Annotated in this window: 15 protein-coding genes; 6 read left to right on the forward strand and 9 right to left on the reverse strand. The window is 64.8% G+C overall.

The window, feature by feature from the left end; genetic code table 11:
• Positions 1–20: 20 nt before the first annotated feature.
• From FJ418_RS12055 to xth, 4 genes are all read left to right on the forward strand, one after another.
• Entirely contained in the window at positions 21–296 is a 276-nt protein-coding gene (locus tag FJ418_RS12055) for a hypothetical protein (RefSeq protein WP_140865683.1), read from the forward strand.
• A 210-nt stretch (positions 297–506) separates the two neighbouring features.
• Positions 507–3,182, forward strand: coding sequence for a DNA translocase FtsK (locus FJ418_RS12060; RefSeq protein ID WP_140865685.1), 2,676 nt, complete (start codon positions 507–509; stop codon positions 3,180–3,182).
• Between the two features lie 377 nt (positions 3,183–3,559).
• Positions 3,560–4,228 (forward strand): outer membrane lipoprotein carrier protein LolA, encoded by a 669-nt coding sequence (locus FJ418_RS12065; RefSeq protein WP_140646060.1) that lies wholly within the window; start codon positions 3,560–3,562, stop codon positions 4,226–4,228.
• Between the two features lie 142 nt (positions 4,229–4,370).
• The gene (gene xth, locus FJ418_RS12070) at positions 4,371–5,177 is read left to right on the forward strand and encodes an exodeoxyribonuclease III (RefSeq protein ID WP_140707126.1); all 807 of its coding nucleotides are present in this window, start codon (positions 4,371–4,373) and stop codon (positions 5,175–5,177) included.
• A 118-nt stretch (positions 5,178–5,295) separates the two neighbouring features.
• On the opposite strand, the gene FJ418_RS12075 is transcribed toward xth, so the two are convergent.
• Both FJ418_RS12075 and FJ418_RS12080 read right to left on the reverse strand, forming a co-directional pair.
• The gene (locus FJ418_RS12075; protein ID WP_140658663.1) at positions 5,296–5,751 is read right to left on the reverse strand and encodes a cyclic nucleotide-binding domain-containing protein; all 456 of its coding nucleotides are present in this window, start codon (positions 5,749–5,751) and stop codon (positions 5,296–5,298) included.
• 243 nt (positions 5,752–5,994) lie between these two features.
• A complete protein-coding gene (locus tag FJ418_RS12080) occupies positions 5,995–6,678 on the reverse strand; it encodes a response regulator transcription factor (protein ID WP_040991447.1) in 684 nt (227 codons plus the stop codon).
• An 84-nt stretch (positions 6,679–6,762) separates the two neighbouring features.
• Here FJ418_RS12080 and FJ418_RS12085 point away from each other — a divergent pair, with 84 nt between their 5' ends.
• Entirely contained in the window at positions 6,763–7,359 is a 597-nt protein-coding gene (locus tag FJ418_RS12085; RefSeq protein ID WP_140865687.1) for a L,D-transpeptidase, read from the forward strand.
• Between the two features lie 73 nt (positions 7,360–7,432).
• On the opposite strand, the gene FJ418_RS12090 is transcribed toward FJ418_RS12085, so the two are convergent.
• Positions 7,433–7,693, reverse strand: a complete 261-nt coding sequence (locus FJ418_RS12090; protein ID WP_140646064.1) for a hypothetical protein — start codon at positions 7,691–7,693, stop codon at positions 7,433–7,435.
• Positions 7,694–7,823: 130 nt separating this feature from the next.
• Between FJ418_RS12090 and gcvA the strand changes: the two genes are divergently transcribed.
• Complete coding sequence (gene gcvA, locus FJ418_RS12095) at positions 7,824–8,744, forward strand: transcriptional regulator GcvA (protein WP_140865689.1); 921 nt, start codon at positions 7,824–7,826, stop codon at positions 8,742–8,744.
• Between the two features lie 10 nt (positions 8,745–8,754).
• On the opposite strand, the gene FJ418_RS12100 is transcribed toward gcvA, so the two are convergent.
• The 6 genes from FJ418_RS12100 to tsaD all read right to left on the reverse strand — a co-directional run bounded on the left by FJ418_RS12100 (position 8,755) and on the right by tsaD (position 12,815).
• Positions 8,755–9,180, reverse strand: coding sequence for a DUF1761 domain-containing protein (locus FJ418_RS12100; RefSeq protein ID WP_140865691.1), 426 nt, complete (start codon positions 9,178–9,180; stop codon positions 8,755–8,757).
• A 49-nt stretch (positions 9,181–9,229) separates the two neighbouring features.
• On the reverse strand, positions 9,230–9,928 hold the full coding sequence (locus tag FJ418_RS12105) for a methyltransferase (protein ID WP_181166910.1): 699 nt from the start codon (positions 9,926–9,928) through the stop codon (positions 9,230–9,232).
• Positions 9,883–10,308, reverse strand: a complete 426-nt coding sequence (locus FJ418_RS12110) for an EVE domain-containing protein (protein WP_140646068.1) — start codon at positions 10,306–10,308, stop codon at positions 9,883–9,885. The genes FJ418_RS12105 and FJ418_RS12110 overlap by 46 nt, the downstream gene beginning before the upstream one ends.
• Before the next feature lie 94 nt (positions 10,309–10,402).
• On the reverse strand, positions 10,403–10,699 hold the full coding sequence (locus tag FJ418_RS12115) for a YciI-like protein (protein WP_140865694.1): 297 nt from the start codon (positions 10,697–10,699) through the stop codon (positions 10,403–10,405).
• A 17-nt stretch (positions 10,700–10,716) separates the two neighbouring features.
• A complete protein-coding gene (locus FJ418_RS12120; RefSeq protein WP_140865696.1) occupies positions 10,717–11,733 on the reverse strand; it encodes an NAD(P)H-dependent glycerol-3-phosphate dehydrogenase in 1,017 nt (338 codons plus the stop codon).
• Positions 11,730–12,815: a tRNA (adenosine(37)-N6)-threonylcarbamoyltransferase complex transferase subunit TsaD gene (gene tsaD, locus FJ418_RS12125; RefSeq protein WP_181166922.1), complete on the reverse strand. Its 1,086-nt coding sequence runs from the start codon at positions 12,813–12,815 to the stop codon at positions 11,730–11,732. Before tsaD ends, FJ418_RS12120 begins: the two co-directional genes overlap by 4 nt.
• Positions 12,816–12,893: the final 78 nt, after the last annotated feature.

Below are 12,893 nucleotides of genomic sequence, written 5' to 3' on the forward strand. Positions count from 1 at the left end.
AAGAGGGAAGGAACCAACCGATGAACTTCAAGAATATCTTCCTGGGAGCAATGGCTCTTTCGATGGTCAGCGGCGTTGCACTTGCCGGGGCTCTCGACGAGCCGGACAACATGGCCCCGTTCTTCACCGATTCCAGCATGAAGACCATGAAGCCGGAGGCCGACTTCAAGGCGGCCTGGGCTTCGACGTCGAAGGACAAGCAGGACATGATGATGAAGGAGTGCCAGGACGCGGCGATGAGCAAGCCTCACGCCGAATTCTGCGCCAACCTCAACATGTATGCCGGTCACAAGTGATTGCGCGAGGTCAGGTTCCGGAAGGGCCTGATCTTCTCGGCGTTTGAAGACAGGGAGGTGGCGGGCCGCGAGGCCTGCCATCTTTGTTCGAGCCGAGGCCCGGTAAAGGGCCATGGTTAATGCGGCCTTAACCTTCCCCCCGATAGTCTGGCGTTCGAATCTGCCGGAATGCGCCATGCGCCCGGCCAGGCAACGATCACGGGGAAGAGCATGCGTTCAGGCGCCTCAGCACCGCTCGCGCTGACCGATACGGGGCACGGCATCCAGGCATTCGCGCGGCGTCAGGTCGGGCGGCTGGTCGGCGCCGGGCTGTTCCTGTTCACCGCCTTCGGCATCGCGGCCTTGGCCACATGGAACGTCGCCGATCCGAGCTTCTCGCACGCCACCAGCAATGTCGTCACCAACGCCATGGGCTATGCCGGCGCTGTGTTCGCCGACCTCGCCATGCAGTTCTTCGGCCTTGCCGCCGTCGCCGGGCTGGTGCCGGCGGTGATCTGGGGCTTCCTTCTGTGTTCCGCGCGCGGGGTCGACAAATTGCCGAAGCGCGGCTTCGCGTGGTTCGGCTTTGCGCTCACTGCCGCGGCCATCGCCGGCTGCGTGACGCCGCCAAACACCTGGCCGCTGCCCACCGGCCTCGGCGGCGTGTTCGGCGACATGGTGCTGAAAATCCCGGGCATCGCGGTCGGCGGTTATCCGAAAGGCCTGTTCGCCAGCATCATAGCGGTCATCCTCGCAGCGCCGATGTTGTGGCTGTTCGCCTATGGCTCGGCGCTGATCGCGCGCAAGAACGGCTTTGCCGTCATGGAGCGCGCCGCTCGCCCCGATCCGCGCGAGCAGGACGAGATGCTGTTCGACGAGGATGAGGACGAGGGCGACGAAGGCATCCTCGCGCTCGGCGCCATTACCCATTGGTGGCTGTCGTTCAGGGCCTTCCTGCATCGCCGCGCCGAGCGCCGCAGGCGGGAGCGCGACGAATTCGAACCGCCGATGGAACCGAAGGCCAGCGCCTGGCGGCGCGCCGCCGAGCGTGTCGAATCGGCCGAGTTCGCCGAAGCCCGCATGAGCCCCGGCGGCCGCGCCCGCGTCGAGCCGGAATTCTTCGCCGCCATGGTCAATGACCGAAGCGTTTCAGTCGATCCGGCCGACCAGGATATCTTCGACGACGAACAGGACGAAGACGTCTACCTCGACGATTTCGACGACGAAGCGCCCGCGCAGCGGCGCGGCGCAGGCGCCAAGGTGCAGAATTTCCGCTCCGATGCCGCCACCCGCGTCGCGGCGCCGGCGGCGCGCCCCGTGCCGGGCGCGCGCGTCCAGCGCGAGGCGCAGACCTCGCTGATCGGTTCCGATACGTTCGAGATGCCGTCGCTGCATTTCCTGTCCGAGCCGAAGAACGTCGCCAAGGATCCAAGCCTGTCGAAGGACGCGCTGGAGCAGAACGCGCGCCTGCTCGAAGGCGTGCTGGAGGATTTCGGCGTCAAGGGCGAGATCATCCATGTCCGCCCCGGTCCCGTCGTCACGCTCTACGAGCTGGAGCCGGCGCCCGGCATCAAGTCCTCGCGCGTCATCGGCCTTTCCGACGATATCGCCCGCTCGATGAGCGCGATCGCCTGCCGCGTCGCCGTCGTGCCCGGCCGCAACGCCATCGGCATCGAGCTGCCCAACGCCAAGCGCGAGACGGTCTATCTCAGAGAGATCATGGCCAGCCGCGATTTCGAGACGACCAAGGCGAAGCTCGCGCTGGCGCTGGGCAAGACCATCAATGGCGAGGCGGTCATCGTCGACATCGCCAAGATGCCGCACGTGCTGGTCGCCGGCACCACCGGCTCCGGCAAGTCGGTCGCCATCAACACTATGATCCTGTCGCTGCTCTACAGGCTGACGCCGCAGGAATGCCGGCTGATCATGATCGACCCGAAGATGCTCGAACTCTCGGTCTATGACGGCATCCCGCATCTGCTTACGCCGGTCGTCACCGATCCCAAGAAGGCTGTCGTCGCGCTGAAATGGACGGTGCGCGAGATGGAGGACCGCTATCGCAAGATGTCCAAGGTCGGCGTGCGCAACATCGACGGCTTCAACGCGCGCGTCCAACAGGCCGAGAAGAAGGGCGAGAAGATCTCGCGCACGGTGCAGACCGGCTTCGACCGCCAGACCGGCGAGGCGATCTACGAGACCGAGGATCTCGATCTCGAGCCGATGCCTTACATCGTGGTCATCATCGACGAGATGGCCGACCTGATGATGGTGGCCGGCAAAGACATCGAAGGCGCGGTGCAGCGCCTGGCGCAGATGGCGCGCGCCGCCGGCATCCATGTCATCATGGCAACGCAGCGCCCGTCGGTCGACGTCATCACCGGCACCATCAAGGCCAATTTCCCGACCCGCATCTCCTTCCAGGTGACGTCGAAGATCGACAGCCGCACCATCCTTGGCGAGCAGGGCGCCGAGCAGCTGCTCGGCATGGGCGACATGCTCTACATGGCCGGCGGCGGCCGCATCCAGCGCGTGCACGGCCCGTTCGTGTCGGACGACGAGGTCGAGAAGGTCGTCGGGCATCTGAAGCTGCAGGGCGTGCCGGAGTATCTCGACGCCATCACCGAGGATGACGAGGAAGACGACGAGGACGGTCCGTCGGGCAAGGGCGGCTCCGGCGGCGGTGGCGGCGGCAATTTCGAGGATTCCGACGATCCTTACGACCAGGCCGTGGCGGTGGTGCTGCGCGACGGCAAGGCCTCGACCAGCTACATCCAGCGCAGGCTCGGCATCGGCTACAACCGCGCCGCCTCGATCATCGAGAAGATGGAGAAGGAAGGCATTGTCGGCGCGGCCAACCATGCCGGCAAACGCGAAATACTGGTGCCAACCGAAGAGGACAAGTTCTAGGGTTTGTCGATATTCAGGTGAGGCCGGCCTCCAAATGGCGGCTTCCTGCGCTTCCGGTGCTCATGTACGAAAATACGCTCCGCTCCGGCCTTCGCCGGCCGAAGCTCTCATAAGTGTCTCCGCTCTATGAAGGCTACGGTCGGCGTAGGCCGGTTCTCGGAAGTCACCATTTTCGTCTCGGCCTGACCTGAATCTCGACAAACCCTGGCCCGGCGAGACGCCGAAACGGGTCGGCAAGCAACTTGAAATCACCTTGCGCGTTTGTGCGATGGGCTGTCGCCCGCGCATATCCGGCGGATCTGTCGCGCACCCGCCAAACTTAAGCCCTAGTGGGAGTCCAGAAACTGCGGCAACACGAATCACAGGAAGCGACCGGCATGAAGACCCAGACAGAATTCGCCATCACCCGCCGCCAGGTCCTCGGCCTCGGCCTGATGCTTGGCGGAGCCGCCGCTCTCAACCTCGTGCCGGGCTACCAGCTCGTGGCCGCGGCGCAGGCCGCCGTGCCGCCGGCGGCGCAGAAGATCGCCGACCATTTCTCCTCGGTGAAGTCGATGAGCGGCGAGTTCGTCCAGTTCGGCCCGAAAGGCGAGCAGACCGGCGGCAAGTTCTTCCTCGAACGCCCGGGCAAGATCCGCTTCAACTATGACGGATCCTCGAACTTCCGCGTCATCTCCGACGGCAAGTCGGTGGTGATCCTCAACAAGAAGCTCAACACCTCCGACCTCTATCCGCTGTCGAAGACGCCGCTGAAGCTGCTGCTCGACGACCGGATCGATCTCTCCGGCGGGCGCGTCAAGGCCATCAAGGAAGAGGACGACCTGACCACCATCAAGCTTTCCGACAAGTCGGTCTTCGGCAATGCGATGATCACCATGATGTTCGACCCGAAGACCTATGATCTGCGCCAGTGGACGATCACCGATGCTCAAGGCAAGGACACCACGGTGATGATCTTCAACACCAAGGAAGGCGTCAGCTTCCCGCCGGACACGTTTGCCATCGACTATACCGCGAACCGCGAGCTGAATACGAAAACCAGATAAGCTCTTTCTCCCCGTTTACGAGGAGAGATGCCCGGCAGAGCAAAGAGGGGCAGCGCTGACCTTGGCCGTTGTCGCTTAGCTTGTTTTTGTCGCGCTTGGCTGGCACTAGTGCGGCGACTTTCGCCGTCCTGGATTCCGCCGCATGCCCTTCACCATCGCCACCTGGAACATCAACTCCGTGCGCCTGCGCATGCCGATCGTCGAGCGGCTCCTGAAGGAGCACGCGCCCGACGTGCTGTGCCTGCAGGAGACCAAGGTTCCCGACGAGCTGTTCCCGGAAAAAGCCTTCCGCAAGGCGGGCTACGAGCACATCCTGTTCCACGGCCAGAAAGGCTATCACGGCGTCGCCACCGTCGCCCGCCGTCCGATCGAGCTGGTCGAGAAGCGGCGGTTCTGCGAGATCGACGACAGCCGGCATCTGTCGGTCAGGGTGCAGGCGGGCGGCAAGTCGGTGCTGGTGCACAATTTCTACGTGCCGGCCGGCGGCGACGAGCCGGACCCGGAGATCAACCGCAAATTCCGGCACAAGCTCGATTTCGTCCATGAGATGAACGGCATGCCGGCGAGCCAGGACGAGCTATCCGCGTCGATCCTGGTCGGCGACCTGAACATCGCGCCGCAGGAGCACGACGTCTGGTCGCACAAGCAATTGCTCAACGTCGTCAGCCATACGCCGGTCGAGACGACAAATTTCGAGGCGATGCGCGAGGCCGGTGGCTGGGTCGACCTGATGCGGCTCAACGTGCCCGCCGAGCAGAAACTCTACACCTGGTGGAGCTACCGCGCGAAGGACTGGGAAGCCTCCAACAGGGGGCGCAGGCTCGATCACGTGTGGTCGTCAGCCAATCTGGTGCCGAGCTTCACCGGCTACGAGATCCTGCAAGCGGCGCGCGGCTGGGAGAAGCCGTCCGATCATGTGCCGGTTATTGCACGGTTCGACCTGGATTAGCGTGGGACGGCGGGAGGGGCGCCTGCCTTTGCGGTCGTCATTCTAGGGCGGAGCAAGGAGCGAAGCGACGCGCGCAGACCCTAGAATGACGAAGGCGCTCTCTGGCCGACGCCTACCGCTACCCCGTAAACCGCGGACCCAATTCCTCGATGCGGGCGATCATCTGCTGAAATTCTTCCAGGATGCGCGCGTGCAGTTGCACGGCGAGGTCCGGATACTCCTCCAGGATGCGGCGGAACATCTTGCGGCTCAGCCGGATCACTTCCGAATCGACCGCAGCGGAGGCGCTGGTCAGCCGGTTGGTGTCGGCGATCAGCGCCAGTTCGCTCAGCATGGTGCCCGGGCCTGCCGTACCGATCGGGACGCGTTCACCGCCCAGCTCCCGATAGAGTGCGATCAAGCCGCTGACTACAATGTAGGCAGAGTCAGCGACGTCGTCCTCGCGGTAGAGCTTATGATCGGCCTGGAGCACAGTGGTCTCGGCGCCGAAGGCGAGCAGGCGCAGCTGTTCCTGCGTGAAGCCCTGGAAAAGCTTCACGCTGGACAGGATTTGGATGTCGTCATCCAGCGCCATCCTAGCTGTGTCCCCGAGCGGTCAGTCCAGTCCCTCCTTTGGAGCGGCGCGCCCTCCTGGGCGCGCGAGAAACGCTCCACCGTGCATCGTGCGATGCGTGCAACGAGCCGATCCATCACCCTCCAGCACCAGGATCGCACCCGAAGCGGTCCCGCCCCGACCGCTCATTCCGTCTGTTTCGGCTCAATTCCGGACGGAAAACCGCCTCACACTTTTCCTGGAATTGCTCTAGATCATGAATGTTTAAGGAACCAGCTTGTAGCCGCCGCTTTCTGTCACAAGAATTTCGGCATTGGAAGGATCGCGCTCGATCTTCTGGCGCAACCGGTAGACATGGGTCTCCAGCGTGTGCGTGGTGACGCCGGAATTGTAGCCCCAGACCTCTTCCAACAGCACATCGCGCGTCACCACCTTCTGGTCGGCGCGGTAGAGATACTTGATGATCGAGGCTTCCTTCTCGGTCAGCCGCACCTTGGCGCCGCGCGGATCGATCAGCAGCTTCTGGCTGGGCTTGAACGTATAGGGGCCGACGGAGAAAGTCGCGTCCTCGCTCTGCTCATGCTGGCGAAGCTGGGCGCGGATGCGGGCTAACAGCACGGCGAAGCGGAAAGGCTTGGTCACATAATCGTTGGCGCCGGCCTCGAGACCCAGAATCGTGTCGGAATCGGTGTCATGGCCGGTCAGCATGATGATCGGCGCCTTGTAGCCGCCCTTGCGCAGGATTTTCACCGCCTCGCGGCCATCCATGTCGGGCAGGCCGACATCCATGATGAGCAGGTCGACGACGCCGCCGCGCGCCGCGGCAACGCCTTTTGCGGCGGTCGATTCCTGCTGGACGTCGAATTCTTCGTAGAGCGCCAGTTGCTCGACCAGGGTGGCGCGCAGGTCGTCGTCGTCATCGACGATCAGGATGGTGCGTGATGTCATGGATCAATCCGTTGTTTTAAAATGAATATTCAGTTGACCTCCCCCCATTTATGCGGAAGCTCACCGGCGCAACAGCCGATCACAGTGATTTGTTCCGTGAGACAATCATACAAGAAAAAACGCGCGCGCAATGAGGCGGCCGCATTTTTGCCGAAAGCCTTGCGTGTTTTGGTCGTGCGGGCACGGCCCGGCAATCCGGCGCAGGGGTTCCTGCAGGCCGGCAAAACATTGTTTCCCTGCGCTTTGGGGCGCGGCGGCATCACCGCCAACAAGCATGAAGGGGACGGCGCGACGCCGTTGGCGTCGATGCGCATCCTGTCAGGCTATTTTCGCGGCGATCATTTCGCGGGCGGGCGCAGGACGAGGCTGCCGATGGCGCCGATCGGTCCGGATCTCGGCTGGTGCGAGGTTCCGGACGACCGCAATTACAACCGGCCGGTGAAGATCCCTTATGGCGCGAGCCATGAGCGGATGCGGCGCGGCGACCGGCTCTACGATGTCTGCCTGGTGCTCGACTGGAACATCGCGCCACGCCGACGCGGCCGCGGCAGCGCGATCTTCTTCCATCTGGCCCGGCCCGGCTTCACGCCGACGCAAGGCTGCGTGGCTGTGACGGCGCGGACCATGGCAAGGCTGCTTCCGTTGCTGTCGGACAGGACGGTGGTGCGGGTAGTTAGATAGGCAGTAGGCAGTAGGCAGTAGGCAGTAGGCAGTAGGCAGTAGGGCTCTCTTTCTATTGCCTACTGCCTAATCCCTACTGCCTCTTTCCCGGTTTCTGCCAGCCCGTGCCGAGCAGGCCGATCTCGCGAAGCTCCCGGTCCATCGCCTTTGCCACATCCCGGCGCCCGGCGCCGATGTCGCGCAACTGGCTGCTGGAGAGGTCTTCGACCGACTCGTGCGGCAGTCGGGCGGCGACCCGGGCCTGGCGCAGCCAATCGCGTGCCGAACGCAGCCAAAGGGTGAGGCCGGAGGGGCGTTCCAGGGAGGTGCAGGACTTCAGGGCGATCTCAGACATGGCTCTATCCGTGTTCTCCGGATATCAAATCCGGTTTGATAGTGTTTCGATGAAGCCATGATGCTGGATTGAAAAACAAACGGGAAACGAGTAGTTCTTTTCCGATCGTCAAGTTTTATTTGGAGATCGCATGTCCAAGCTGCTGCCGGGAACGCGTGCGCTGCGGACGTTCGAAGCGGCAGCCAGGCATCTCAACTTCACCCGCGCGGCCGACGAGCTCGGCCTGACGCCAGCAGCGGTCAGCCACCAGATCAAGGAAATCGAGGATCAGCTCGGGCTGGTGCTGTTCACGCGCACCAGCCGCACCATCCGGCTGACGGAGGCAGGCAATGTGCTGCTGGAGGCCTCGGTCGATGCGCTTGACCTGCTGAACCGCGCCGTCAGCCGCGCCCGCAAGATGACCCGCGGCACGGCGCTGCTGAAGGTGACGCTCGACGCGCAGTTCGCGACGAAATGGCTGATGCGCCGCGTCGACGACTTCCGCAAGCAAAAGCCGGGCATCGAGCTGCGCTTCGACATCACCTACGATGTCCGGGATTTCGACCTCGACGACGTCGATGTCGGCATCCGCTTCGGCGCCGGCAAATATCCGGGGCTCTGCGCGCATCGGCTGTTCGAGAACATCATCATCCCGGTGTGCAGCCCGGCACTCCTTGCCTCGGGTCCGCCGCTGAAGGAGCCGCGCGATCTCTTCAACCACACGCTTGCGCATATCGAATGGTCGCGGCAGGGCGTGACATGGCCGAACTGGCGCATGTGGATGCAGGCGGCCGGCGTCGACGATTTCGACGACAGCCGCACCCTGGTCTTCGGATCGTCGACCGACGCCACCCAGGCGGCGCTCGACGGCAACGCAGTGGCGCTGGCCGATTTCGCCATGGTGGCAAACGACCTTTCGCAAGGGCGGCTGGTGCGCCCTTTCGAGCTCGGCATCAAGGTCGCGCCGGACTTCGCCTATTTCCTGGTCTACCCCGAGGCCGCGAAGGACGACGCGCGCATCGCCGCCTTCCGCGAATGGCTTACCGAGGAAGCGGCGAGGACGCCGACATAGACTATTATGGTCAGCCCGCGGGGGCGGCGGGTGCGCCGAACCAGCCGATGACGGCGCCGATGATCAGCATCACGCCCAGCCAGTGGCCGGCATCGATCAGTGTCAGGGCCCAGCCGAAGCCCTCGTAGCGGTGGTTGACGGTGAGCGTGGTGGCGATGAAGCCGAGCCAGAGCACGAAGCCGAACAGCAGTCCCGCGATCGGGTTGGGCTCGCCGCCGGTTATCGCGCCCACCACCAGTGTCAGGACAAGCGCCATGATGAGCTCGGCGACGAAGCTGACGATGAAGGGAACGGCCGAGCGTTTCATGGTCGCGGGGTCGAGCTTGGCCGCCTTCAGCCAGGGCTTGCTCAAGCCCATGTACCAGGCGGCGCCGAACAACCATGCCACGGCAGCGGCGGCGATCACCGCCAGCCAGTTCACGACCGAAAAATCCATGCTTTCCCCTCCAAGTCGATAGCGATGGAACGCTTGTTCGGCCATTCCGTCAAGCAAGGCGCCAGACAGTCGTGCGCTTGACCTCGGCGTCCTCCAGCACGCGCGTCACAGGAACCTGGTAGACGGCCAGCGATTCCAACCCGATCCTGGGGAGATAGGCGCGACCCGGATCGCCGACGAGGATCTCGGCGCCGCGCGCGTTCAGGGATTTGAACCAGGGCAGCAAGCTGTCGGCGAAAGCCTTGTCGTAGAAGACGTCGCCGGCAAGCACGACGTCCCAGCCATCGTCGGAGCCGACACAATTCGTACCGAGGATTTGCGCTTCGACGGCGTTGGCTTCGAGGTTGAGCGCGATCGCCGTCTCGCAAAACGGATCGATGTCGGCGGCGATCACCTTTGCCGCGCCGGCTTTCGCCGCCGCGATGGCAACGAGGCCGGAACCGGAAGCGAAGTCGAGCACCCGTTTGCCGCGCACGGTTCCGGGATGGTCGAGCACATAGCGGGCGAGACCCTGGCCGCCGGCCCAGGCAAAGGCCCAGAAAGGCGGCGGCAGGCCGATCTCGGCCAGCTCCTCTTCGGTGCGCAGCCACAGATCATGCGCCTCGTCGGCGAGGTGCAAAAGCACTTCCGGCACATGCGGCGGCGCCATCAGCGCCGTGTTGTCGAGGATGAATTTTTTCGCGCTCTTCGGTGTGAGCTTCGTCACGGCGCCGGGTTGAGTTCGGCCATGCGGCAGACCTCTTTCCATTCGGCCGGCGTCACCGGCTGAACGGAAAGCCGGCCGAGCCGAACCAGCGCCATCTCGGCGAGCTTGGGATTGGCCTTGACCTGTTCCAGCGTCACCGGCTTCGGCACGTCCTTGTAAGCGCGGATGTCGACGCATTCCCAGCGCGGATCGTCCGTCGTGGTGTCGGGATGGGCCAGCGCGCAGACTTCGGCGATGCCGACGATGTCGAGCCCCTCATTGGAATGATAGAAGAAGCCGAGATCGCCAATCTGCATCGCCTTCATGTTGTTGCGGGCGGCGTAGTTGCGCACGCCGTCCCACTGCGTGCCGGCCTTGCCCTTGGCCTTCAGCGCATCGAAGGAAAAGACCGAAGGTTCGGACTTGAACAGCCAGTAGTTCATATTTCTTGTCCCGTTGCCATTGTCGGCGCGCCATGCTCGGCGTTGCCGTCTATGCTTACTCTCTCGCCGGCGCGGCGGCGAGAGCAGCGAACGATCATGCGCCGGCAGGCTTCTGGAACACCCAGTTCCACGGACGGATGTGGACGCTTTCGAACAGGCCGGCCTTGGCGTAGGGGTCGGCGGCGGCCAGGGCTTGGGCGCCAGCCATGTCCGGTGCCTCGATCATCACCAGGCTGCCGTCCGGCTTGCCGTCGGCGTCGAGGAAGGGACCGGCAAAGGCAAGCTTGCCTTCGCTGATCAGGCCTTCCAGGAAAGCCGCATGCGCCGGCCGCGTGTCGACGCGCAGCTGCAGGCTGCCGGGCTTGTCCTTGCAAATCAACGCAAACAGCATTTTTCAACTCCGATGGTTCAGATGTCGGTTTCGGTCTTGAGCGGGCGTGTCATCAGCGCGGTCACCGCCTGGCCGATGGTTATCTTACCGTCGAGGATGGCGGCGACGGCCGAGATGATCGGGGCCTCGATGCCGCGCTCGGCGGCGATTCGGGCGGCAATGCCGGCCGTCGGCACGCCTTCGGCCAGCGGCAGGCCGGCAAGCGGCTTGCCCTGGCCCAGCGCCAGGCCATAGGCAAAGTTGCGCGACTGCGATGACGAACAGGTGAGCAAGAGGTCGCCCAGGCCGGAAAGCCCCATCAGCGTTTCCGGCCTGGCACCGAAAGCGGCGCCGATGCGGCGCAATTCGACGAAGCCGCGCGTCACCATCGCGGCCTGGGCGCTGGCCCCAAGCCCGGCGCCGGTGACGGCGCCGGCGGCAATGGCAAAGACATTCTTCAGCGCGCCGCCGATCTCGACGCCGATCAGGTCGTCGCTCGAATAGCAGCGCAGGTTCTCCGCCGAGAAGCGCGCGGCGAGCTCCGCTGCAAGATCGCCTTCGCGAGCGGCAACCACGACTGCCGTCGGCAGGCCGCGCGCGACATCGCTGGCGAAACTCGGACCGGACAGTGCCGCGACCGGATTGCCCGGCAGGCTTTCAGCGACGATCGCCGATAGCAGCGCGCCGGTGTCGCGCTCGATGCCCTTGGCGCAAAGCACCAGCGGCGCTCCCTGAGGCACATGGTTGCGTGCATCGGCCAGAACCGCGCGCAGCGACTGCGCCGGCGTCACGGCGAGCACGCAGTCGGCGCCGTCGAGCGCCGCGGCCATATCGCTGGTAGCGGCGATGCCCGGCGCGATCCGGATGCCGGGCAGGTACCGCGGGTTCTCGCCGCGGGCGACGGCAGCGACGGTTTCGGCGTCGCGCGCATAGAGCCGGACGTCATGGCCGGCGCGCAGCATGGCCAGCGCCAGCGCCGTGCCCCAGGCGCCGCCGCCCAGCACCGCAACGCGCCAGCTGCCTGATTGCTTGCCGCTCGTTCTCTTCGCTGTCATGCCTTGGCCCCGCGTCGGCCCGAGCCGACCAGGGGCATGGAAACGCTGTCGAGCGGCCAGCGCGAACGCGGCACGAAATCGGCGGTGTTTTCGTCGGCGATGCCGGCGCGCAGCCGCTCGATGCCGGCCCAGGCGATCATCGCCGCATTGTCGGTGCAGAGCTTTTGCGGCGGCGCGACGAAGGCGAAGCCGGCTTGCGAACAAAGCGCTTCAAGCGTTGCCTTGATGGTGCGGTTGGCGGCGACGCCGCCGGCGACGACCAGCGCCGGCTTCGCCTGGCCGGGGAATTCCTGGCGGAAGCGGACAAGCGCGCGCGCGACGCGGTCGCCCAATGCGTCGGCCACCGCCGCCTGGAAAGAGGCGCAGATATCGGCGACATCCTGGTCGCCCAGCGGCGCGATGGCGGTTGCCGCCTGGCGCACCGCCGTCTTCAGTCCCGAGAAGGAGAAATCCGGCTGCGCCGAGCCCTTCATCGGGCGTGGGAAGGCGAAGCGGCCCGCATCGCCGCTGGTCGCGGCCTTCTCGACATTCGGCCCGCCGGGATAGGGCAGGCCGAGCATCTTGGCCGTCTTGTCGAAGGCTTCGCCGAGCGCATCGTCGATGGTCGTCGCCCAGCGCTGGTAATCGCCGACGCCGCGCACCGCGACGATCTGGGTGTGGCCGCCGGAGACGAGCAGCAGCAGATAGGGGAAGTCGAGACCGTCGGTCAGCCGCGCCGTCAGCGCATGGCCTTCGAGGTGGTTGATGGCGATCAGCGGCTTGTTGGCGGCGGCGGCGATCGCCTTGGCGGTCATCAAGCCGACGATCAGCCCACCGACCAGACCCGGCCCCGCCGTCGCGGCAATCGCGTCGACCTCGTCGAGCGAGACCGACGAGTCGGCAAGTGCTGCCTCGATGATGCCGTCCAGCGCCTCGACATGGGCGCGCGCGGCAATCTCCGGCACGACGCCGCCGAAGGCCGCATGCTCCTCGATCTGGCTGAGCACGATGTTGGACAGGATTTCGGGCGCGGAGCCGCCGTCCAGCGCCACCACACTGGCCGCCGTCTCGTCGCAACTCGTCTCAATGCCCAGAACGCGGATCAATTGGTCGCTGTCCAGAAAGATTGTGTCGCCGAAGGTCTGTCGATATTCAAGTGATGCCGGCCTGCAATGGCGGTT

The organism is Mesorhizobium sp. B2-8-3 (assembly GCF_006440815.1).
GTDB lineage: Bacteria > Pseudomonadota > Alphaproteobacteria > Rhizobiales > Rhizobiaceae > Mesorhizobium.

What these genes read in the sequence shown, in the direction of transcription:
- FJ418_RS12055 (WP_140865683.1), top strand. Translation starts at nt 21, where the DNA reads ATGAACTTCAAGAATATCTTCCTGGGAGCAATGGCTCTTTCGATGGTC.
- FJ418_RS12060 (WP_140865685.1), top strand. Translation starts at nt 507, where the DNA reads ATGCGTTCAGGCGCCTCAGCACCGCTCGCGCTGACCGATACGGGGCAC.
- FJ418_RS12065 (WP_140646060.1), top strand. Translation starts at nt 3,560, where the DNA reads ATGAAGACCCAGACAGAATTCGCCATCACCCGCCGCCAGGTCCTCGGC.
- xth (WP_140707126.1), top strand. Translation starts at nt 4,371, where the DNA reads ATGCCCTTCACCATCGCCACCTGGAACATCAACTCCGTGCGCCTGCGC.
- FJ418_RS12075 (WP_140658663.1), bottom strand. Translation starts at nt 5,751, where the DNA reads ATGGCGCTGGATGACGACATCCAAATCCTGTCCAGCGTGAAGCTTTTC.
- FJ418_RS12080 (WP_040991447.1), bottom strand. Translation starts at nt 6,678, where the DNA reads ATGACATCACGCACCATCCTGATCGTCGATGACGACGACGACCTGCGC.
- FJ418_RS12090 (WP_140646064.1), bottom strand. Translation starts at nt 7,693, where the DNA reads ATGTCTGAGATCGCCCTGAAGTCCTGCACCTCCCTGGAACGCCCCTCC.
- gcvA (WP_140865689.1), top strand. Translation starts at nt 7,824, where the DNA reads ATGTCCAAGCTGCTGCCGGGAACGCGTGCGCTGCGGACGTTCGAAGCG.
- FJ418_RS12100 (WP_140865691.1), bottom strand. Translation starts at nt 9,180, where the DNA reads ATGGATTTTTCGGTCGTGAACTGGCTGGCGGTGATCGCCGCCGCTGCC.
- FJ418_RS12105 (WP_181166910.1), bottom strand. Translation starts at nt 9,928, where the DNA reads ATGGAAAGAGGTCTGCCGCATGGCCGAACTCAACCCGGCGCCGTGACG.
- FJ418_RS12110 (WP_140646068.1), bottom strand. Translation starts at nt 10,308, where the DNA reads ATGAACTACTGGCTGTTCAAGTCCGAACCTTCGGTCTTTTCCTTCGAT.
- FJ418_RS12115 (WP_140865694.1), bottom strand. Translation starts at nt 10,699, where the DNA reads ATGCTGTTTGCGTTGATTTGCAAGGACAAGCCCGGCAGCCTGCAGCTG.
- FJ418_RS12120 (WP_140865696.1), bottom strand. Translation starts at nt 11,733, where the DNA reads ATGACAGCGAAGAGAACGAGCGGCAAGCAATCAGGCAGCTGGCGCGTT.